Origin of the sequence: Streptomyces glaucescens, assembly GCF_002154375.1 — a bacterium.
GTDB classification, from domain to species: Bacteria; Actinomycetota; Actinomycetes; order Streptomycetales; family Streptomycetaceae; genus Streptomyces; species Streptomyces glaucescens.
The window spans coordinates 1-20,946 of the sequence record NZ_MUND01000350.1 but is presented as its reverse complement, the minus strand read 5'-3'; the positions used below and the strand labels follow the sequence as shown (position 1 = coordinate 20,946).

Sequence of the window (20,946 nt, the reverse complement as noted above, 5' to 3'; positions counted from 1 at the left end):
TCGAGGGAGTCAGGGGAGCGGAGAAGGAAGCGAGGAACATCCTTCATGGGGCGTCGGCTCGTACCGCTCACACTGGACAACCTTCGGGACCTCCCGGAGCGCTGCCGCTCATGTGTCTTCTGGGAGCTCGACCCCGTCAGCGGTGAGGCCGCTGTCAAGGAGGGCATCGCCGCGCTGGAGAAGGAATCCTGGATTTCGGCCGTGCTGCTGGACTGGGGTTCCTGCGGGAGGGTCGTCTACGTCGACGACGTGCCGGTGGGATTCGTGCTCTACGCACCTCCGGCCTATGTGCCGCGCTCGGCGGCATTCCCCACGAGCCCGGTCTCGCCCGACGCGGTGCAGCTCATCACGGGGTTCATCATGCCGGGTTACCAGGGACAGGGACTGGGCCGGGTCATGGTGCAGACGGTCGCCAAGGATCTGCTGCGGCGGGGTTTCAAGGCGATCGAAGCGTTCGGCGACGCGCGGTGGAAGGAGCCGGCCTGTGTCCTGCCGGCCGACCATCTTCTGGCCGTGGGCTTCAAAACGGTCCGGCAGCACCCCACCCATCCACGGATGCGGCTGGAGCTGAGGACGACGGTTTCCTGGAAGGAAGACGTCGAGATGGCGTTGGACCGGCTGCTGGGGGCCGTGCAGAAGGAACCGGCTCTGCGGCCGCTCTGATCCATTCCCCGCGGATCACGTTCGTCCGCCGGGCATCATGTGAATGGGCCGACCCGTCCGGGTCGGCCCATTCGTGTTTCACGTGAAACGTCAATCGTTCCCGCGCGAGGTCACTCGGCGATGAAGTCCTCAAGGTCGCGGAGGATCGCGGCCTTCGGCTTGGCGCCCACGATGGTCTTGGCGACCTCGCCGCCCTGGTAGACATTCAGGGTCGGGATCGACATGACGCCGTACTTGGCCGCCGTACCCGGGTTCTCGTCGATGTTCAGCTTGACGATCTCGATCTTGTCGCCGTGCTCGGCGGCGATCGCCTCGAGGGACGGCGCGATCTGGCGGCACGGACCGCACCAGGCGGCCCAGAAGTCCACCAGGACAGGCTTGTCGCTCTTCAGGACGTCCTGCTCGAAGGAATCGTCGGTCACGTTCTTGAGGGTGCCGGCCACGGCGGGCTCCTTAACTGATGATGCGTGGGGCGGATGGGGTCTCAGACAGTGGTCTTCTCGGGCTCGGCCTTCTGCTCGTTGTCCGCGATGGCAGCGAGGAAGCGCTCGGCGTCGAGAGCGGCGGAGCAGCCGGTGCCGGCTGCGGTGATCGCCTGACGGTAGGTGTGGTCCACCACGTCACCGGCGCCGAAGACACCGGTCACGTTCGTCCGGGTGGAGGGGGCGTCCACCTTCAGGTAGCCCTCCTCGTCCAGCTCGAGCTGGCCCTTGAACAGCTCGGTGCGCGGGTCGTGGCCGATCGCGATGAACAGGCCGGTCACCGGCAGATCCGAGAGCTCGCCGGTCTTGAGGTTGCGCAGCTTCAGCCCGGCCAGCTTCTGGTCGCCCTGGATCTCGGCGACCTCGCTGTCCCAGACGAACTTGATCTTCGGGTCGGCGAAGGCGCGCTCCTGCATGGCCTTGGAGGCTCGCAGGGTGTCCCGGCGGTGGACGATCGTCACGGACTTGGCGAAGCGCGAGAGGAAGGTGGCCTCCTCCATCGCGGTGTCGCCGCCGCCGATCACGGCGATGTCCTGGTCCTTGAAGAAGAAGCCGTCGCAGGTGGCACACCAGGAGACACCGCGGCCGGACAGGGCGTCCTCGTTGGGCAGGCCGAGCTTGCGGTGCTGGGAGCCGGTGGTGACGATGACGGCCTTGGCCCGGTGGACGGTGCCGGCGGTGTCGGTGACGGTCTTGATCTCACCGGTCAGGTCGACGGAGACGATGTCGTCGGGCACCAGCTCGGCGCCGAAGCGCTCGGCCTGGGCGCGCATGTTGTCCATGAGCTCGGGGCCCATGATGCCGTCCTGGAAGCCCGGGAAGTTCTCCACCTCCGTGGTGTTCATCAGCGCACCGCCGGCGGTGACGGCGCCCTCGAAGACCAGTGGCTTCAGCGACGCGCGCGCGGTGTAGAGCGCCGCCGTGTACCCGGCGGGCCCGGAGCCGATGATGATCACGTTACGGACGTCGCTCACGGCTTGTTTCCTCGTCTCTGGACGGCGTCGTTTGACCGGTGGGAGCCCCTTTCAGAACTCTCACCCCACCCAACGGATCCTAAGGGGCGCGCATTCCCGCTGTGGCCGGGCACACGGGCGGGTGACCGCTCTATGAGACGGCCGTCCGATACCGGGCCACGCGCGGAGGGACGCCTCAGCGCTCGTAGGTCTGCTCCAGCAGCACCTTTGCCGCGCCCGCCGAGGGTTGGTCCACACACGTCGACTGGACGATGTAGGCGGTCACACGTGCGGGGTCTGAGGCCTCGGGCAGGACGACGAGGAGGACATCCGTTCCCTCGTAGACGCCTTCCTCGGTCGCGAGGGCGTCCTCGTCGCGTCCGATGCCCTGCTGGACGCACTCGGGGATCTCGGCGGCGGGCTGTTGCAGGACCCGGGGTCCGCCCGAGGCAGGGGCGGACTCGACACCCCCTCCCGGGGTGCGGGAGCCCTTCCTGGTGTGCTGCCTCTGGGCGAGAAGATCCGCGACCTGCGCTTCCAGCCGTGTCTCGGAGAAGGTGTCCACCGCGGTGTTCTGCTGCTCCTGTGCTGGGGTGTCCGGTTGCGTGCCGGTCAGGGACGTCCATAGGACGGAGCCCAGTCCCAGGGCAGCGGCCGAGAGGACGGCGCCCAGGACGGCGGCTCGGCGGCGGCCACCGTGCTTGCGGCCCTTGCGGCCCGGTCCGGTGGAGGAGGCACGGGCTCGCCCGGCGGGGCGGTCGGCAGCGGTCGATGTTTCACGTGAAACATGAGTACCGGTGCCGGTGCCGGGCGCGTGGGAGGTGGCTGGGCTCGCGGCCACCGGCTCACCCACGTCGCTCCCCTCCCCCTCCGCGCTCTCCTCGGACGGTTCGGACAGCTCGGACGCCGAGGCGTTCAGCAGCGCCTCCGCAGCCAGGGCGGCATCGATCCGGCCCGCGACATCGGCCGGCATCCGCGGAGGTCCCGGCAGTGTGCCCAGCAGGCTCCGGATCTCCTCCAGCGAGGCATGGACGTCCGCGCACACCGCGCACTCGTCCAGATGCCGTCGTACGTCGGTGGAGCGGGCCGGGGGAAGCAGGCCTTCGGTGAAGTCGGAGATCTCGGTGACGTCCGGGTGCCCGGCCGTGTCCGTCGTGGATGTCACGCTCGCCCACCTCCGCCCTTCACAGCAGCTGAATCGCTTGGCCCGGCATCCTGCGGGGCCGCATCGAGCGGTCCCGCTGCCGGTGGGACGGATGTCCCCTGAGTCCGGTTCCGCCCTTCACCCGGTGGGGTGCCGGAACCGGCGTTCTCCGGCCGGAGATGGGTGAGCAGTGGCAGGAGTTTCGCTCTGCCGCGCGCACAGCGGCTCTTCACCGTTCCCGTCGGCACGTCGAGGATGCGGGCGGCCTCGGCGACGGGGTAGCCCTGCATGTCGACCAGGACGAGCGCCGCCCGCTGGTCGGGCGGGAGGGTGCCGAGCGCCTCCACGAGCTGGCGGTGCAGATCGTTGCGCTCCGCGGGCGCCGACGCCGACTCATGCGGCTCCAGCAGCTGCTCCAGGCGCTCGGTGTCGTCGACCGGCGCGGTCTTGCGGGAGGCGGCCTTGCGGACGCGGTCCAGGCAGGCGTTCACCGTGATCCGGTGCAGCCAGGTCGTGACCGCCGACTTGCCCTGGAAGGTGTGGGCGGCGCGGAAGGCCGAGACGAGAGCGTCCTGCACCGCGTCGGCCGCCTCCTCGCGGTCACCGAGGGTGCGAAGGGCGACGGCCCACAGCCGGTCGCGGTGCCGGCGGACCAGTTCGCCGAAGGCGTTCGGGTCGCCGGCGACGTGTCGGGCCAGAAGAGCCTCGTCCGTAGCCGAATGACTGTCGTCAGCCGCAGACGGCACGATTCCCCTCCCCGTCAACTTTCCTTGAGGCATTCAAGCTGGTCGCGCCCAGCCTCTCACCGGTGGACCGGTGCGGCTACGTGCTGGTGCCGAGGAATGACACGTCCGTTATCGCCTGCTTGTATCCGGATCCGCTGAACTGGTCGCCGTCGGCGTAGGGCGCTGCCGTGAGCCAGATCAATACGTAGCGCGTCTTGACCGGCTTCTTGGCCTGCAGTTTCGCCACGGGGCCCGAGGCTTCCGCCGTGACGATCTTCTTCATGGACTCCAGAGGGGCGGAAGAAGAAAGCGCATCCGCTGCGTACATCGTGAGGGTGGTGTGGTCACCGGTGTGCCGCAGGGAGATGGAGACGCTGGAGACGTCCTCGTCCGCGCCCAGGTCGTACATGATGCCGACGCCCTGCTTGAAGGGCGCGAGTTCTGGCCCTTCGTAGTAGCTCTTGGTGCGCCAGTACGACGTGCTGTCCTCGTCGTACGTGTTCGCGACGCCATCGGCGTCCTGAGGAGACCCGTCCGGGTAGTACTCCACGGCCCCCTGGACCGTGAGCTTCTTGGGAGCCGCCGGCTTCTCGTCGCCGACGGCGGAGGGGGAGGGGGCCGGGGTCTTCGGCTCGCTCCCCTGGTCCATCAGGGCGTCCGCGAGCTGCCAGCTGCCCAGGCCCAGGGCCGCGATCAACAGTGTCGAGACAGCCCACTTCAGGGCCTTGCCGGTTCGGCTCTGCAGCGGGGGCGGCGGGGCCGGCACCGGCTGGGTGACGCCGGGGTGCGCGGGAGCGCGGCCGTACGAACCCTGCTGGTAGGTCGTGCGCTGGTACTCCGGCGGGGCGGTGAACGCCGGCTCCGGCGGGCGGATGCGGGGCATCTCGCTGATCGCCTTGACCAGTTCCTCCGGCGTGGTGCAGGGGGACTCGTGGCGGGAGGCGGTCGCGCCGTCGTTGGCGAGCGCGCGCATGGCGAGCTCGGACAGACCGCGGTGGACACCGGCGCGCACCTGGTCCGGGGCGATCAGCCCGATGTCCTTGGGCAGCCCGGACAGGCCGTGGGCGTCGTTCTCGTACGGCCAGCGCTGGGTGAGGGCGGCGTACAGCAGAGCGCCGATGGCCTCCGTGTCGGCGCGCTGCGGGGTCTCCGAAGCGATGCCGCGCAGGGCGGCGTTCACGGCGAGGCCGCGGATGCGCCACTGCCCGGTGGAGGTGCGCAGCACGGCGTTGGGGTTCAGGCGCAGATGGGCCAGGCCCTCGCGATGCGCGGCGGCCATGGCGGAGGAGAGCTGGCTGACCATCTGGTACGCGTCGTGCGGCTCCAGGGGCCCGGCGGAGAGCAGGGTGGTCAGCTCGGTGGCGTCGGGCAGCCACTCGTGGACGACGTACACGAGGTCGTTCTCCTCGACGGCGTCGAGGACCTGAACGAAGCGGGGGTCGCCGAGCAGCGCGGAGGAGCGGGCCGCGGCGAGGACGGCACGGGCGCGGGTGTGGTCGGCGGGCAGGACGTGGACGCCGACGGCACGGCGGAGTTTCTCGTCGACCGCGCGCCAGCTGCTGAAACCGTCCAGGCGGGTGACGCAGTCCTCCAGCCGGTAGCGTCTGGCGAGCTTGTGACCGCTGTGCAGCTCAGGCGCCGAGGCCTTGTTCCCGGGACCCTCCGTCCCGCCACTCCCCTGTGCCTCGTCGTGTTCCGTGTCCCGCTCCCGCTTCTGGGCCACCCCGTCGGCCGTGGACTGGTCCGCCTGGTCCGCCTTGGCGGTCAGCGGCTCCTCGCCGCTGTTGTCTGCCACGTCGACGGCAGCTGTGCTTCGTTCCGCCACCGTCGTTCCTGCCTCCCCATCCATTGCGCGCCGTACGACCCCGTGCGCGCCGTCCGACGCCGAGAACCAATTGTGCCCACAGTCCGCCGCTATGCACGACACACGATGGCGGACGAAGGTTGTGCGCCTGCCCCCCGTTTCAGCGGCCCAGTCGGCCGCGGACCATGCCGACCAGCGAGTTCAGCTCCTCGATCCGCATCCGGCGGGCCGCGAAGTAGAAGATCCCCAGCAGGACGGCCCCGCCGGCCAGCAGCGCCGCGAACGAGCCGACGACCCCCTGGCCGAGGGCCTGGGTGATGCCGTAGCAGGCCGCGCCGCTCAGCAGTGCCGCAGGCACCGAGGCGATGCTCAGCCGGGCGTAGGTCCGCAGCACGCGCGAGCCGTCCAGGTCGCCGCCCAGCCGCTTGCGCAGCCGGCGCCAGGCGACGCCGACGCCGGTGACGTAGGCCAGGCCGTACGAGGCGGCCATGCCGACGACCGCCCAGCGGGCGGGCAGCAGCAGGAAGCAGAGCGCGGACGCGCCCGCGTTGACCGCGGCCACGATGACCGTGTTGTAGAAGGGGGTGCGGGTGTCCTCGTAGGCGTAGAAGGCGCGCAGCACGACGTACTGCACGGAGTACGGGATCAGGCCGAGGCCGAAGGCCATCAGCATGTAGCCCATGTTCGTGGCGGCCGTGGTGCCGGAGGAGCCGAAGATCAGGGTGCACATCGGGACGCCGAGGGCGACGAAGCCGAAGGCGAGCGGGACGATCGCGACGGCGGTCGTGCGCAGGCCCTGGGAGATGTCGTCGCGGACGGCGCCGGTGTCGTCCTCGGCGGCCGAGCGGGAGATGCGCGGCAGCAGCGCGGCCATGAGGGAGACGGTGATGATGGCCTGGGGCAGACCCCAGATGAGCTGGGCGTTGGCGTAGGCGCTGAAGCCGGTGCCGTCGATCTTGGTGTCCACGACCGAGGCGGTGGCCAGCTGGGTGACGACCAGGGCGCCCGCCTGGTTGGCGAGGACGAACAGGATGGTCCACTTGGCGAGCATCGCGGCCTTGCCGAGACCGTGGCCCTTCCAGTCGAACCGCAGCCGCAGCCTGAAGCCGGTCTCGCGCAGGTACGGGATCATCGCGAGGGCCTGGACGACGAGGCCGAGCAGGATGCCGATGCCCAGCAGGCGGACGCCCTCCTGCGGGATGTTCTCGACGGTCATGCCGGAGTGCTCGGCGGTGCCGTACACCCACAGGAACAGGCCCAGCGTCACGATGATGACGACGTTGTTCAGGACCGGCGTCCACATCATCGCGCCGAAGCGGCCGCGCGCGTTGAGGATCTGGCCCATCACCACGTGGATGCCCATGAAGAAGATCGAGGGCAGGAAGTAGCGGGTGAAGGTGACGGCGACATCGAACGCGGCGGGGTCCGAGGCCAGCGGGTTCGACAGGGCACGCACCAGGAGCGGAGCGCCGAGCATGGCGACGACGGTCAGGACGCCGAGCGCCACCATGACCAGGGTCAGCAGCCGGTTGGCGTAGGCCTCGCCGCCGTCCTCGTCGTCCTTCATAGCCCGCACGAGCTGCGGGACGAAGACCGAGTTGAGGCCGCCGCCGACCGTCAGGATGTAGATCATGGTCGGCAGCTGGTAGGCCACCTGGAAGGACTCGCCGAGGAGCATCAGGCCCAGCGCCGAGACGATCATCGCGGAGCGGATGAAACCGGTGATGCGGGAGACCATCGTGCCCGCCGCCATCACGGCGCTCGACTTCAGCAGCCCGGCGGCGCGGCCGCCCTTCTTCTGGGCGGGCACGGCGGGCGCCGGAGCCGGGGGCTCGGGCTCCTGCTGCTCGGGCACCTGGTAGTGCTCGGGTGAGCCGTACTGCGGGACCGGACCCTGCCCGTGGCCGGGTGCTGCGGCCGGTCCCGGCACCCCGGGGTGGTCCATCGGCGGGCGGAGGCCGGCCTGCTGCTGGTCGCGGAAGAGATGGGCGAAGGCGTCGTGCTCGGGGCGCTCCTCGGCGGCCTGGGTGACCAGGTCGTCGACGCCCACGTACTGCGTGGTGCGCGGGTCGTCGCCGTACGGCAGGTACTGGGTGGCCCCGTCCGGCTCGGGCGCCGGCGTCTGCGCCCACACGGTGGGGTCGGGGGCGTACGGCGACTGCGGCGGCTGGGCGTACAGCGGCTCCGGCGGCGGATACGTGCCCGGGGGCGGCGGAGGGTGCGCGGCACGGTCGTAGAGCGCCTCGCCGACCGGGTCCTGGGCGGTGAGGTCCTGCGCCCGGTACGGGTCCTGGTCGTAGGCGTCCTGGAGATACATGTCCGCCGGGTGCTGCGGCGGCACCTGGCCGTGCTCGGGCGGCGGGCCCTCGGGGTAGCCCGAGCTGCCCGCGGCCTGGCCGCGGTCACCGTCGTACGGCGCGTTCATGCTTGCCCCACCTCATCGTCCCGGGCCCACCGGCCACGACATCCTCAACGGTCCACTCTCTCACCCGTGCCGGACGGGTCGGCGCTTTCCGCTGCGGTGTCCGGTGTCGGGTCACTCGGCTGCTCCGGGTCGCCTGCCCCGGCCCGAGTGGCGGACTCCTCCCCGGGACGCTCCCCGGGGTCGTCCGGGTTCTCCGGCATGTCGGCGGGCTGGTCGGCGTCCGCCGCGGCGTCGGCCCGGTCCTGGCCCTCCGCCTCGGTCTCCCGGGCGGCTGCCCGCTTGCGCTGGGTGTACATGCGGAAGCCGGCGAGGACCAGCAGGAGGACACCGCCGCCGATCACCAGCATCACGGTGGCGGTGATCTCGGTGACCTTCACATCGAACTGGACGGCCTCCCCGTACGGCTTGCCGTCCTGGGTGAAGAGCTGGGCGACCACGGCCACCCGGCCGTTGGCGTTGGCGGACGTGGTGAACTTCACCGACTGGCTGTGTCCGCCGGAGACGGTGACGGGCTGCTCGTAGTAGGCCTTGCCGCCGATCTCCAGTCGGGTGGGGCTGGTGGAGGTGAGCCGCAGGACCAGGTGGTCGACGCCCTGCACCAGGTTGTTCTGCACGGACACCGGGATGGTGGCGCTGCGGCCGGAGAGCTTGGTCTCGGACTTCTGGATCAGCTTGACCTGTTCGGTCAGATCCTTGAGATAGCCCTCCACCCCGTCGCGGTAGCTGCGTGCCTCGGCAGGGCGGCCGTGCCAGGACGTGGACATCTCACGGTTTATGGCCCGTCCGAACGGGGTCACCACGCGCGACGGGAAGGTGAGGATGACCTTGAAGTCGTCGAGCTTGGCCTGCGTGCGCGCGATCTGCTCGAAGGCCTCGCGGGGCAGCTCCTGCTTGCGCAGCGCGCGCGGGTAGGACGAGGCCGACGGGACCTTCGTGGTGGCCTCGGGGTCCGGCTTCGCCTCGGCGGCGGTGGTCAGCTCCTGGGTCTCCGTCCAGGTGCCGCCCTGGAGGGCCGTGACTGCTTCCGCCATCGCCCGGGCCTGGCTCGCGGTCGGCATCCGCTGCGGCGCGACGACGATGCTGCGCTGTTTGCCCGTCTGGAGGTTCAGCGCGAGGCTCTGGGCGAGGAACCGCTGCACGGCGAGCGTGCCGGCGGACGCCTTGGTCAGGTCCCCCTCGAAGGCCCTGGAGAGCCGGGCGTCCGCGACGACCGCGGTGGTGCCGCCGCCGATGGGGCGGGCCGCGGACGGCGTGTACGACAACCCGCTGGTCTCCTGGAGGCTGTCGCTGCGCGCGATCACCCGGTCGGCCCCCGCGGAGGTGGCGACCTTCACGATCGACGGGTCGACCGCACCGTCGACGGGCCAGGCGAAGTCGGTGCTCGGCTTCACGTGGAGGATCGACTCCACGGTGAGGGCCGCGACATCCGTGGCCGCCTTGTACTGGCTGAGCGAGCCGGTGACGTCCGTGCCGTTGTGGGCGAGGGAGGCGAGGTCGGGGTCGGCGAAGGGCAGCGCGACCACCTCCTTGTCGGCCACCGCCTTCTGCAGCTCGGCGAGCCACTGCTTCGCGACCGCCTGCTGGCGCCCCGGCCTGGTGTCGTCGCCGTCCTGCACCTCGTAGCCGCGTGTCATCGCGTCGACGGAGGCCAGCAGGTCCGGGTCGATCACCCAGGTGACGTCGAGGTTCTTGCCGAGTGCCAGCATCTGCGCCAGCCGGCCGCCCGGGGCGATCTCCTCGGCGAGGTCGTCGTTGAGGAAGACCGGCGTCTGCTGCTCGTTCGAACCCGTCTCCGCCGTCACGCGGGCCGTGGAGATCAGCGGCCACAGGAACGTCGTCTTCGTCCTCGGCTCCGCCTCGTCGGGCTGCCAGGGCAGGAACGTCCGCTGGAAGCCCAGCACCCGACCCCACGGCTGCGCGGCGGTCTCACCGGTCAGGGAGACACCGAACTGGTAGACGCCGTCGTCGCCGAGATCCAGCTCGTCGACCGGGACGGAGATGCTGAAGCGCTCGGAGACGCCCGGGGTGAGCTTGGAGAACTCCTGGGTGTAGTCCCCGCCGACCTCGGTGCCGTCGGCTCCCGGGACGTAGCCGGTGTTCTTGGCGGCGGTGTCGATGTCCGAGCGGGCGGTCAGCTCGGGGCCGACGCTCAGGTCCACCTGGGCGTCGGTGATCGTCTCCTTGCCGTTGTTGGTCACCGTGCCCGAGACGGTCAGGGTGTCGCCGTCCGTGGGGACGGCGGGGCTGAGCGAGTCGAGGGCGACGGCCACCGTGCGGGAGTCCGAGGCGGCCTTCGCGGAGGTCCGGCCCACGGCGTCCGCGGTCGGTGCGGTGGGCAGCTGGAAGAGGCCGGCCAGCAGGGGTGCCCCCGCCAGCAGTGCTCCGGTGCGCAGCAGCCACCGGCGGGCAGGTGAGGGACACGTCCCCTGGATGTCTGCCGCCTCGGCCACGCGCTCGCCCGTCCCTCGTCGTCGTCAGTGGTCGTCGGAATGTGCGTCCACGCATGGTAACGATGCGCGCTGAGAGGAAGTGCCGCGGACTGCTCCACAAGATCGGGGGACCGTGGGCGCCAGCCTCTCCATGGCGTCGGCCGGGCGGGCTCAATTCGGGCGCCTGGGGTCGTCCCGGCCACGTACCCTCTTCTGTTGTGCCGAACGCCAACGAAGAAACCCCCAGCGCCCTCGCCCAGGAGCACCGCACGGTGACCGAACCGCTGCGCGTCGCCCCTGTCGCCGACGACCTCGCACGCCGCTTCCAGGAGGCCGGGTTCTCACTCGCCCTGGTCGGTGGCTCGGTGCGGGACGCGCTGCTCGGCCGGCTCGGCAACGACTTGGACTTCACGACCGATGCCCGCCCCGAGGACGTCCTGAAGATCGTGCGGCCCTGGGCGGACGCCGTCTGGGACGTCGGCATCGCGTTCGGCACGGTCGGAGCGCAGAAGGACGGTTACCAGATCGAGGTGACCACCTACCGGTCGGAGGCCTATGACCGGACCTCGCGCAAGCCGGAGGTCTCGTACGGCGACTCCATCGAGGAAGACCTCGTCCGGCGTGACTTCACCGTGAACGCGATGGCGGTGGCGCTGCCGGAGAACGAGTTCATCGATCCGTACGGCGGTCTCGACGATCTCGCGGCGCGGGTGCTGCGCACCCCGGGCACCCCCGAGGAGTCCTTCTCGGACGATCCGCTGCGGATGATGCGAGCCGCCCGGTTCGCGGCCCAGCTCGATTTCGAGGTGGCCCCCGAGGTCGTCACGGCGATGACGGAGATGGCCGAGCGGATCGAGATCGTCTCGGCCGAGCGGGTGCGGGACGAGCTGAACAAGCTGATCCTCTCCGCCCACCCCCGCGAGGGGCTGACGCTGCTGGTCGACACCGGGCTGGCCCAGCGTGTGCTGCCCGAGTTGCCGGCCCTGCGCCTGGAGAGCGACGAGCACCACCGGCACAAGGACGTCTACGAGCACACCCTGATCGTCCTGGAGCAGGCGATCGCGCTGGAGCACGACGGCCCGGACCTGACCCTCCGGCTGGCCGCGCTGCTGCACGACATCGGCAAGCCGCGCACCCGTCGCTTCGAGAAGGACGGCAGGGTCTCGTTCCACCACCACGAGGTGGTCGGGGCGAAGATGACCAAGAAGCGCATGACCGCGCTGAAGTACTCCAATGAGCTGGTCAAGGACGTTTCCCGGCTGGTCGAGCTGCATCTGCGTTTCCACGGCTACGGCACCGGCGAGTGGACCGACTCCGCGGTGCGCCGCTATGTCCGGGACGCGGGTCCTCTCCTCGACCGGCTGCACAAGCTGACCCGTTCCGACTGCACGACGCGGAACAAGCGCAAGGCGGCCGCGCTGTCCCGGGCGTACGACGGTCTGGAGGAACGCATCGCCCAGCTGAAGGAGCAGGAGGAGCTGGACTCCATCCGCCCCGACCTCGACGGCAACCAGATCATGGAGATCCTGGACATCAAGCCGGGCCCCGAGGTGGGGCAGGCCTACAAGCACATGCTGGAGCTCCGGCTCGAGAACGGGCCGATGGAGCATGACGAGGCGGTCGCGGCACTCAAGGAGTGGTGGGCCGCGCAGAGCTGAGCGCTGGGACGCGGTCGTGTTTCACGTGAAACACGACCTTCGCACAAGGCGCACCGGACCTCCCGGATGTGAAGAGGGGCGATGTTTCACGTGGAACATCGCCCCTCTCTCTGTCTGCCCTACTTGGTGTAGTCCTTCAGGCAGAGCAGGAAGTCGCTGCCGTCGCCGGACTCGGTGTACGAGTACTGGAAGTCCTTGGCTTCTGCGGCGCACTTGGACTCGGCGGTGAGCGCGGAGAAGGACCCCTCGACCTTGGCCAGCACGACGTACTCGGCCTTGGAGTCCTTGCAGTCGACGACCTCCAGGTCCGGGTTGTTGTCGTCGCTGTTGCCCCGGTGCATGCAGTCGCCGACGGCCGCGGTGTTGGCGTCGTCCCGGCTGGCTATGAAACCGCCGATGACCGCGGTGCCCACCGCGATCACGATGACGATGTTCTTGATCATCTTGAAGCTGAGCTTGCGTCGCGGCGCCGGGGCGGGGGCGAAGGGCGCGCCACCCTGCTGCGGGAAGCCGGGCTGCTGGCCGTAGGGGGCCTGCGGCTGCCCCTGTGCGAAGGGGTTCTGCCCCTGCGGCTGGCCCTGCGCGAACGGGTTGCCCTGGGGCGGCGGAGTGGTCACTTGGGGGTCCCCCTAGAAACTGGGTGCGTGACGCGGTGGAACGACGCACATAAAGACTGAATAAGACCCACGTAAGTTATCGGGCCGCACTGACAGCACAGCGCCCGGGAGCGGGTCTGTGTCATTGATGTGACACTCGCCGAGACTCAAAGCGGGCCATAGTCACCGCAACCGCCCCGTAGATTCCGGCCACCCCGAGCACCAGCGCCGGGGAGCGGCCGTCGGGCGGCAGGATCAGTGCGGCCACCCCGGCCGCGGCCACGAAGGCGACGTTGAACAGAACGTCGTAGACGGAGAACGTCCGGCCGCGGAAACCGTCCTCGACGGAGGACTGCACGACGGTGTCCGTCGCGATCTTCGCGCCCTGGGTGGTCAGCCCCAGCACGAAGGCGGCCACGAGCAGTGGCCCGGTGGTGAAGGGCAGCCCCAGGGCCGGTTCGAGTACGGCCGCCACTCCGGCGCACACCGCGATCCAGCGGCCGGGGCCGAGCCGTCCGGCCGTCCAGGGCGTCACCACGGCCGCGACGAAGAATCCGGCCCCGGACACTCCCAGCGCGAGCCCCAGCAGGGCGAGGCCGTCGTCCGGCTCCGAGGCCAACGCGTACCGGCAGAGCATCAGCAGCATGACCATGAGGGCGCCGTAGCAGAACCGCATCAGCGTCATCGACGCGAGCGCCCAGGCGGCCTCCCGGCGGGCGGGCGCGGCGAGATGGCGTACGCCCGCCGTCAGGTCCTGGAGGGCCCCGGAAAACGCCGCGGCCAACCGCGGCCGTACCAGGGCCGGATCCGGGCCGAGCAGACCCCGGGGCATCCGCAGGGCCGCCGCGGCCCCGCACAGGTACAGCACGGCTCCCAGCAGCACCACCGCGGCGTCGGAGTCGGACACGGCCAGCCGCACGACGAAGGCGAGGCCGCCACCGGCGGTCGCGGCCAGTGTCCCGGCGGTCGGGGAGAGAGAGTTGGCGACCACCAGCCGCTCGGCGTCGACCACGCGCGGCAGCGAAGCGGACAGGCCGGAGAGCACGAAGCGGTTGACCGCGGTGACACAGAGGGCGGAGACGTAGAAGAGCCAGTCCGGAACGTGACTGATCATCAGCAGCGCTGTCGCCGTGGCCAGCAGGGCACGCAGCCCGTTGCCGTGGACGAAGACCTGCCGGCGGCGCCAGCGGTCGAGCAGCACGCCGGCGACGGGGCCCACCAGGGAGTACGGCAGCAGCAGGACCGCCATGGCGGAGGCGATCGCGGCGGGCGAGGTCTGCTTCTCCGGGGAGAAGACGACGTAGGTGGCGAGGCCGACCTGGTAGACGCCGTCGGCGCCCTGGGAGAGCAGTCGTACGGCGAGCAGCCGCCGGAAGTTCCGGAATCGGAGCAGGACCCGCAGATCGCGTACGACGGCCATGGGGCCAGCCTCACATACGGGGAAGGTCCCCGACGGCAATGCCCTCGGGGACCCTCGACGACCCACAGGAAGGGGAGCGTCAGCGCACAGCGTCTGTCTCGCTCAGCGCACAGCGCCCTGTCTCGCTCAGCGCTCGACTTCGCCCTTGATGAACTTCTCGACGCTCTCGCGGGCCACGTCGTCGAAGTACTGGACCGGCGGGGACTTCATGAAGTACGACGACGCCGACAGGATCGGGCCGCCGATGCCGCGGTCCTTGGCGATCTTCGCGGCGCGCAGGGCGTCGATGATGACACCCGCGGAGTTCGGGGAGTCCCAGACCTCGAGCTTGTACTCGAGGTTCAGCGGAACGTCACCGAAGGCGCGGCCCTCGAGGCGGACGTAGGCCCACTTGCGGTCGTCGAGCCACGCGACGTAGTCGGACGGGCCGATGTGGACGTTCTTCTCGCCGAGGTCCCGGTCGGGGATCTGCGAGGTCACGGCCTGCGTCTTGGAGATCTTCTTGGACTCCAGGCGCTCGCGCTCGAGCATGTTCTTGAAGTCCATGTTGCCGCCGACGTTCAGCTGCATCGTGCGGTCCAGGATGACACCGCGGTCCTCGAACAGCTTCGCCATGACGCGGTGCGTGATGGTGGCGCCGACCTGGGACTTGATGTCGTCGCCGACGATCGGGACGCCCGCCTCGGTGAACTTGTCCGCCCACTCCTTGGTGCCGGCGATGAAGACCGGGAGGGCGTTGACGAAGGCGACCTTGGCGTCGATGGCGCACTGGGCGTAGAACTTCGCCGCGTCCTCGGAGCCGACGGGCAGGTAGCAGACGAGGACGTCGACCTGCTTGTCCTTGAGGACCTGGACGACGTCGACCGGCTCCTCGGCGGACTCCTCGATGGTCTCGCGGTAGTACTTGCCGAGGCCGTCGAGGGTGTGGCCGCGCTGAACGGTCACGCCCGTGTTCGGCACGTCGCAGATCTTGATGGTGTTGTTCTCGGAGGCGCCGATGGCGTCCGCGAGGTCGAGGCCGACCTTCTTCGCGTCGACATCGAACGCGGCGACGAACTCCACGTCACGGACGTGGTAGTCGCCGAACTGCACGTGCATCAGGCCGGGGACCTTGGACGCCGGGTCGGCGTCCTTGTAGTACTCGACTCCCTGCACCAGCGACGCGGCGCAGTTGCCGACGCCGACGATGGCTACGCGAACCGAACCCATTCCGGTTGCTCCCTGTGTGTACTCGGTGAGGCCCTGACGGGGGTCTCACGTGGCGGTGTCGTCGGGCGTATCCGGCCGGGTGTCGTCCCCGGGCCGGGGCAGGCCGCCCGTCGCTCCAGATGTGGTGTCCTGCTGAGCGGGCTCCCCGGAGGCGGAACCGTGAAGGTCCCGCCCGGCCCGCTCGCTCTCGATGAGCTCGTTCAGCCAGCGCACTTCGCGCTCCACGGACTCCATTCCGTGGCGCTGGAGCTCGAGGGTGTAGTCGTCGAGGCGCTCTCGGGTGCGCGCCAGGGAGGCGCGCATCTTCTCCAGACGCTCCTCCAGCCGGCTGCGACGGCCTTCCAGCACACGCATGCGTACGTCGCGCGAGGTCTGACCGAAGAAGGCGAACCGCGCGGCGAAGCTCTCGTCCTCGTACGCGTCCGGGCCGGTCTGCGAGAGCAGCTGTTCGAAGTGCTCCTTACCTTCTGCCGTCAACCGGTAGACGATCTTGGCGCGTCGGCCCGCGAGCGGGGCGGCCGGCGCCTCCTCGGCTGTATGGCCCGGTTCTTCGATCAACCAGCCGTTTGCGACCAGCGTCTTGAGGCAGGGGTAGAGGGTCCCGTAGCTGAACGCGCGGAACACACCCAGTGACGTATTGAGTCGTTTGCGCAGCTCATAGCCGTGCATGGGGGATTCGCGGAGCAGGCCGAGTACGGCGAACTCAAGGATCCCGGAACGCCGGCTCATGGTCGCCTCCCCTCTTCCGCGGTCGTGCCTGTCACGGTCTTTATGTCGTGCTGATGTATCGACTCGATACATCAGCACGATAGAACGGCCCCCCTCCCGCGACAAGAGGGGGAATCGTGAACGGCGTCACATCACCGATTCGTGGGAAGCGAGTTGCCTGGTTTGGGGTGAACTTCGGAGCTAGGCGGGTTTTGGCGCTGCGTAGTCTGTGCGGCATGCACACCACCGGGAACCGAGTTGCGTCCGGGGGCGTCCTTGTCCCTGGTGCAGTACGGGTGAATGCGGGACCGACCGCGTCCGTACTTCGGGGGGACCGGAAACCAGCCGCCGTTTCCAGGCGCGCAAGGGTGCGCCTGCCCGAGGAGTAGTCGTTCGATGAGCGAGCACCGTCGCAAACCGCCGCAGCCGCAGGGAGGCGGACGTGCCGCGGCCCGACGCGGCCAGTCCGGCTCTGCCTCCGGCCGCCGAGCGGCACCGCGAGGCGCCACCGGGTCCCCTGCCGACACCTATGGGTCGGGATCCGCCGTGCCGGGAGGGGAGGAGCGGCCGTACGGCGGCCGCGCCGAGGCCCGACGCGCGGCTCAGCGGAACAGCGCGGGCCGCCGTCGAGCGCCCGAGAACGGGCGGCGTGGTCCCGGCGGACCGCCCGGACCCGGGCGAGGCCGGGGGCGGACCACCGCCTCCGACCGCCAGCGGATCATCGACTACCCGCGCGCCGGCAAGTACGGCTGGCAGCGCTGGGTGCCCTCGTGGAAGCTGGTCTCCGGTCTCTTCCTGGGCTTCCTCGGCAGCCTGGTCGCCATCGCGGGCATCGGCTACGCGATGGTGAGCGTCCCCAGCGAGGAGAACGCCGCCGCGCTGTCGCAGAACAACGTCTACTACTGGGCGGACGGCACCCAGATGGTGGCGACCGGTTCCGGCGAGAACCGGCAGAACGTCACCATCGAGCAGATCCCCAAGGACATGCAGTGGGCGGTGATCTCCGCTGAGAACAAGACGTTCTACGAGGACTCCGGCGTCGACCCCATGGGCATCGCCCGCGCCCTGGCCAACATGGCGACCGGGGGTGACACGCAGGGCGGTTCGACGATCACCCAGCAGTTCGTCAAGAACACCTACCTGAGCCAGGAGCAGACCGTCTCCCGGAAGTTCAAGGAGATGTTCATCTCGATCAAGGTGGGGACGAAGCTCGACAAGAGCGAGATCCTGCAGGGTTACCTCAACACCTCGTACTACGGCCGGGGCGCGTACGGCATCCAGGCCGCCGCCCAGACCTACTACGGCAAGGACGCGGAGGACCTCGACGCGAGCGAGTGCGCCTTCCTCGCGGCGCTGCTGAAGGGCCCGACGTACTACGACCCGGCCGGTAACGAGAACCTCGACAAGTCGGCGACCCCGGCCGCCAACCGCGAGCGTTCCGAGAAGCGGTGGCGCTGGATCCTCGGCGAGATGAACAAGGACGGCCACCTTTCGGACGCCGACTACCAGAAGGCCGTCAGCGAGTACCCCGAGCCCCAGGGCCGCAAGGCGATCAAGGGCATGACCGGCCAGGTCAGCTACCTGGTCGACACCGCCAAGAAGTACGTGCTGGCCCACTCCGAGATCACGGAGGCCCAGTTCGACCAGGGCGGTTACCAGATCTACACGACCTTCGAGAAGGACAAGGTCGACGCCCTCGCCAAGGCCGTCAAGAAGATCGAGAAGGAGCGCCTCGACCCCAAGCGGGAGCTGGACCAGCACGTCCAGTTCGGCGCCGCGTCGGTCAAGCCCAATGACGGCGCGATCGTCGCCCTCTACGGCGGCGCGGGCTACGAGAACGGCCACTTCAACAACAACGCCGACACCGCCGGTGTGCCCGTCGGTTCGACGTGGAAGCCGTACGTGCTCGCCGCGGCCATGCAGTACGGCACGTACAAGAGCGACGGCGTCGGCGTCTCGCCGATGAGCAAGTACAACGGCAACGACCACCTCAAGGTCCAGAAGCCGGACGGCAGCTATTACCTCAAGAAGGACAACTCGCTCTTCTACCAGGAGAACGAGAGCGACTTCCCCTGGGGCTACATCACCCTGCACAAGGCGATGGAGCAGTCCGTGAACACGCCGTTCGTGCAGCTCGGTGTCGATGTCGGCATGGAGAAGGTGGCGCAGGTCGCCGAGGGCACCGGCATCCTCAAGCAGAGCTTCTCCGACATCAACCCGTCGTTCGCGCTCGGCACCTCGACGCCCAGCGCGATCCGCATGGCCGACTCCTACGCGACCTTCGCGGCATCCGGCAAGCAGGCCGATCCGTACTCGGTGAAGGAGGTCAAGCACAGCGGCCAGCCCGTGCCCGGCTTCGAGAAGCCGAAGACCGCGCAGGCGATGCCCGAGAACGTGGCCAACAACGTCACGAAGGTTCTCGAGAACGTCATCGAGAACGGTACGGGTAAGAACGCCAAGGCCCTGGGACGGACGGCGGCCGGCAAGACCGGTACCACCGACGAGAACAAGTCCGCGTGGTTCGTGGGCTACACCCAGCAGCTGTCCACCGCGGTCGCGATGTTCCGCGAGAACCCCAAGAGCCACGAGCTGCTCTCCATGAACGGCACGGCCGGTGACGACTCCATCCACGGTGGTGACATCCCGACCTCGGTGTGGACCGAGTACATGAAGGTGGCGCTCAAGGGGAAGCCCGACCCCGGGTTCCCGGAGCCCACCCCGATCGGTGAGGTCTTCGACCAGGTCGGCGCCCCGTCCCCGACGCCTTCGGTGACCGTGAAGCCCACCGAGACCGAGACCGAGGAGCCCAGCCCGACGCCGAGCACGTCAGAGCCCGAGCCCACGCCCAGCCCGTCGGTGAGCGAGAGCTGTGCCTTCGGCTGGTGCAACGAGAACGGCGGTGGTGAAAACGGCGGTGGTGACGGCGGTGAGGACGAGGTGAGCCCCTCGCCCAGCACTTCCGAGTCCTCCGACAACGGGAACGGCAATGGCGGAAATGGCAGCGGCGGCTTCTTCGGAGGCACCGACGGCGAGTGACGCCGACCGTCACGGCTCGTCCTGAGCGTGGCGGGAATGCCCCTGTTTCACGTGAAACGAAGTGTTTCACGTGAAACAGGGGCACTTTCGTTTTCGGAGCCCTCTCCTGGGCCGACGACACCGTGGACTCTCAGGCGCGTACGGCAGGATGTGCCCCATGCCCAGTGCAGAAACGACGCGGACGAGCGCGCACGAGCCGGACCCGGTACGGCCGACGAAGGCCGACGAGGTCGCTGCGGCCGGCAGTGAGCTGATCGGCGGCCCCCTCGGGCGGCGCGCCCTTCTCGGGACGTCCTGGTGGACTCCCGCACGGGTGATCGCGCTGGTGGCGATCGGGGTGTTCGCTCTCGGGCTGGTCCAGAAGGCGCCCTGCTACAACGGCGCCTGGTTCTTCGGCGCCAGCTCGCAGTACACGCACGCGTGCTACTCGGACATCCCGCACCTCTACCAGGGCCGTGGCTTCGCCGACGGTCTCGTGCCGTACTTCGACCGGCTCCCCGGGGACATGGAGTTCCTGGAGTATCCGGTGCTGACCGGCGTCTTCATGGAGGTCGCCGCCTGGCTCACCCCGGGCAGCGGCAGCATCCAGCACCAGGAGCAGTGGTACTGGATGGTCAATGCCGGGATGCTGATGGTCTGCGCGGCCGTCATCGCCGTCTGTGTGACCCGCACTCATGCCCGGCGCCCCTGGGACGGTCTGCTCGTCGCCCTGGCGCCCGCCTTCGCGCTGACCGCCACCATCAACTGGGACCTGCTGGCCGTCGCCCTGACGGCCGCCGCCATGCTGATGTGGGCGCGGGGCCGCTCCCTCGCCTTCGGTGTCCTTCTCGGGCTCGCCACGGCCGCCAAGCTCTATCCCGTCTTCCTCCTCGGCCCGTTGTTCGTGCTGTGCTGGCGGGCGGGCAAGTGGCGGGACTTCGGCAAGGCGCTGGCAGGCGCGGTCATCGCCTGGGTGGTGGTGAACGGGCCGGTGATGCTGTTCGCCTTCGAAGGGTGGTCGAAGTTCTACCGGTTCAGCCAGGAACGCGGTGTGGACTTCGGGTCCTTCTGGCTGATCATGGCGCAGAACTCCAGCGACCCGCTCGGCACCGAGACCGTCAACACCTTCGCCACGCTGCTGATGCTGCTGTGCTGCGTGGGTGTCGCGGCGCTCACCCTCACCGCCCCGCGCCGTCCCCGCTTCGCCCAGCTGGCGTTCCTGATCGTCGCCGCGTTCATCGTCACCAACAAGGTCTACTCGCCGCAGTACGTGCTGTGGCTGGTGCCGCTCGCCGCGCTGGCCCGGCCCCGGTGGCGGGACTTCCTCGTCTGGCAGGCCTGCGAGGTCATGTACTTCCTGGGCATCTGGATGTACCTCGCGTACACGACCAGCGGGGACGCGCACAAGGGACTGCCGACAGAGGGCTACCACTGGGCGATCGGTGTGCATCTGCTGGGCACGCTGTACCTGTGTGCCGTCGTCGTGCGCGACATCCTCATGCCCGAGCGCGACGTGGTGCGCCGGGACGGCGACGACGACCCCTCCGGAGGGGTGCTCGACGGAGCCGAGGACGTCTTCGTGGTGGGCGCAGCGGCCCGGCCACCGCGCCACGCCGCGCACTTCGGGGTACCGCAGGGGCCCCAGGTCGAATGGGGCACGTCGAAGGCGGCCGACAGCCCTCCCGGCCCGCCCGGTTCGCTCTGAGCGAACATCT

General features: G+C 69.5%; 15 protein-coding genes. 4 read left to right on the top strand and 11 right to left on the bottom strand.

Annotated features, from left to right (window positions below):
• Window positions 1-45 precede the first annotated feature (45 nt).
• Window positions 46-663 (top strand): GNAT family N-acetyltransferase, encoded by a 618-nt coding sequence (locus CCN42_RS22635; RefSeq protein ID WP_086169752.1) that lies wholly within the window; start codon window positions 46-48, stop codon window positions 661-663.
• A 110-nt stretch (window positions 664-773) separates the two neighbouring features.
• Here CCN42_RS22635 and trxA read toward each other — a convergent pair whose 3' ends face one another.
• The 7 genes from trxA to CCN42_RS22600 form a co-directional block, all read right to left on the bottom strand.
• Window positions 774-1,106, bottom strand: coding sequence for a thioredoxin (trxA, locus tag CCN42_RS22630; RefSeq protein ID WP_086169751.1), 333 nt, complete (start codon window positions 1,104-1,106; stop codon window positions 774-776).
• A 41-nt stretch (window positions 1,107-1,147) separates the two neighbouring features.
• Window positions 1,148-2,119 carry a thioredoxin-disulfide reductase gene (trxB, locus tag CCN42_RS22625; protein WP_086738276.1) on the bottom strand — a complete coding sequence of 324 codons (972 nt, stop codon included), beginning with the start codon at window positions 2,117-2,119 and terminating at the stop codon, window positions 1,148-1,150.
• Window positions 2,120-2,294: 175 nt separating this feature from the next.
• Window positions 2,295-3,263: an anti-sigma factor family protein gene (locus CCN42_RS22620; protein ID WP_086738273.1), complete on the bottom strand. Its 969-nt coding sequence runs from the start codon at window positions 3,261-3,263 to the stop codon at window positions 2,295-2,297.
• Window positions 3,260-3,991 (bottom strand): RNA polymerase sigma factor SigM, encoded by a 732-nt coding sequence (sigM, locus tag CCN42_RS22615; protein ID WP_386579285.1) that lies wholly within the window; start codon window positions 3,989-3,991, stop codon window positions 3,260-3,262. Before sigM ends, CCN42_RS22620 begins: the two co-directional genes overlap by 4 nt.
• 73 nt (window positions 3,992-4,064) lie before the next feature.
• Window positions 4,065-5,792 carry a protein kinase family protein gene (locus CCN42_RS22610; protein WP_086738268.1) on the bottom strand — a complete coding sequence of 576 codons (1,728 nt, stop codon included), beginning with the start codon at window positions 5,790-5,792 and terminating at the stop codon, window positions 4,065-4,067.
• A 139-nt stretch (window positions 5,793-5,931) separates the two neighbouring features.
• The gene (gene murJ / locus CCN42_RS22605; protein ID WP_086738265.1) at window positions 5,932-8,196 is read right to left on the bottom strand and encodes a murein biosynthesis integral membrane protein MurJ; all 2,265 of its coding nucleotides are present in this window, start codon (window positions 8,194-8,196) and stop codon (window positions 5,932-5,934) included.
• A 44-nt stretch (window positions 8,197-8,240) separates the two neighbouring features.
• Entirely contained in the window at window positions 8,241-10,646 is a 2,406-nt protein-coding gene (locus CCN42_RS22600; protein ID WP_086738264.1) for a DUF6049 family protein, read from the bottom strand.
• Between the two features lie 197 nt (window positions 10,647-10,843).
• Here CCN42_RS22600 and CCN42_RS22595 point away from each other — a divergent pair, with 197 nt between their 5' ends.
• Window positions 10,844-12,283: a CCA tRNA nucleotidyltransferase gene (locus CCN42_RS22595; RefSeq protein ID WP_086738262.1), complete on the top strand. Its 1,440-nt coding sequence runs from the start codon at window positions 10,844-10,846 to the stop codon at window positions 12,281-12,283.
• 119 nt (window positions 12,284-12,402) lie between these two features.
• Here the strand turns inward: CCN42_RS22595 and CCN42_RS22590 are convergent, their stop codons facing one another.
• From CCN42_RS22590 to CCN42_RS22575, 4 genes are all read right to left on the bottom strand, one after another.
• A complete protein-coding gene (locus CCN42_RS22590; protein ID WP_086738260.1) occupies window positions 12,403-12,900 on the bottom strand; it encodes an LppU/SCO3897 family protein in 498 nt (165 codons plus the stop codon).
• A 121-nt stretch (window positions 12,901-13,021) separates the two neighbouring features.
• Window positions 13,022-14,299: an MFS transporter gene (locus tag CCN42_RS22585; RefSeq protein WP_086738257.1), complete on the bottom strand. Its 1,278-nt coding sequence runs from the start codon at window positions 14,297-14,299 to the stop codon at window positions 13,022-13,024.
• A gap of 126 nt (window positions 14,300-14,425) precedes the next feature.
• Window positions 14,426-15,508 (bottom strand): inositol-3-phosphate synthase, encoded by a 1,083-nt coding sequence (locus CCN42_RS22580; RefSeq protein ID WP_086738255.1) that lies wholly within the window; start codon window positions 15,506-15,508, stop codon window positions 14,426-14,428.
• 45 nt (window positions 15,509-15,553) lie between these two features.
• Window positions 15,554-16,237, bottom strand: coding sequence for a PadR family transcriptional regulator (locus CCN42_RS22575; protein ID WP_043502373.1), 684 nt, complete (start codon window positions 16,235-16,237; stop codon window positions 15,554-15,556).
• 375 nt (window positions 16,238-16,612) lie between these two features.
• On the opposite strand from CCN42_RS22575, the gene CCN42_RS22570 reads away from it, so the two are divergent.
• Window positions 16,613-19,252, top strand: a complete 2,640-nt coding sequence (locus CCN42_RS22570; protein ID WP_211294776.1) for a transglycosylase domain-containing protein — start codon at window positions 16,613-16,615, stop codon at window positions 19,250-19,252.
• 157 nt (window positions 19,253-19,409) lie between these two features.
• Window positions 19,410-20,936 carry a glycosyltransferase family 87 protein gene (locus CCN42_RS22565; protein ID WP_086738253.1) on the top strand — a complete coding sequence of 509 codons (1,527 nt, stop codon included), beginning with the start codon at window positions 19,410-19,412 and terminating at the stop codon, window positions 20,934-20,936.
• The last annotated feature ends 10 nt before the right edge of the window (window positions 20,937-20,946 follow it).

What these genes read in the sequence shown, in the direction of transcription:
- CCN42_RS22635 (WP_086169752.1), top strand. Translation starts at nt 46, where the DNA reads ATGGGGCGTCGGCTCGTACCGCTCACACTGGACAACCTTCGGGACCTC.
- murJ (WP_086738265.1), bottom strand. Translation starts at nt 8,196, where the DNA reads ATGAACGCGCCGTACGACGGTGACCGCGGCCAGGCCGCGGGCAGCTCG.
- CCN42_RS22585 (WP_086738257.1), bottom strand. Translation starts at nt 14,299, where the DNA reads ATGGCCGTCGTACGCGATCTGCGGGTCCTGCTCCGATTCCGGAACTTC.
- CCN42_RS22580 (WP_086738255.1), bottom strand. Translation starts at nt 15,508, where the DNA reads ATGGGTTCGGTTCGCGTAGCCATCGTCGGCGTCGGCAACTGCGCCGCG.
- CCN42_RS22575 (WP_043502373.1), bottom strand. Translation starts at nt 16,237, where the DNA reads ATGAGCCGGCGTTCCGGGATCCTTGAGTTCGCCGTACTCGGCCTGCTC.
- CCN42_RS22570 (WP_211294776.1), top strand. Translation starts at nt 16,613, where the DNA reads ATGAGCGAGCACCGTCGCAAACCGCCGCAGCCGCAGGGAGGCGGACGT.
- CCN42_RS22565 (WP_086738253.1), top strand. Translation starts at nt 19,410, where the DNA reads ATGCCCAGTGCAGAAACGACGCGGACGAGCGCGCACGAGCCGGACCCG.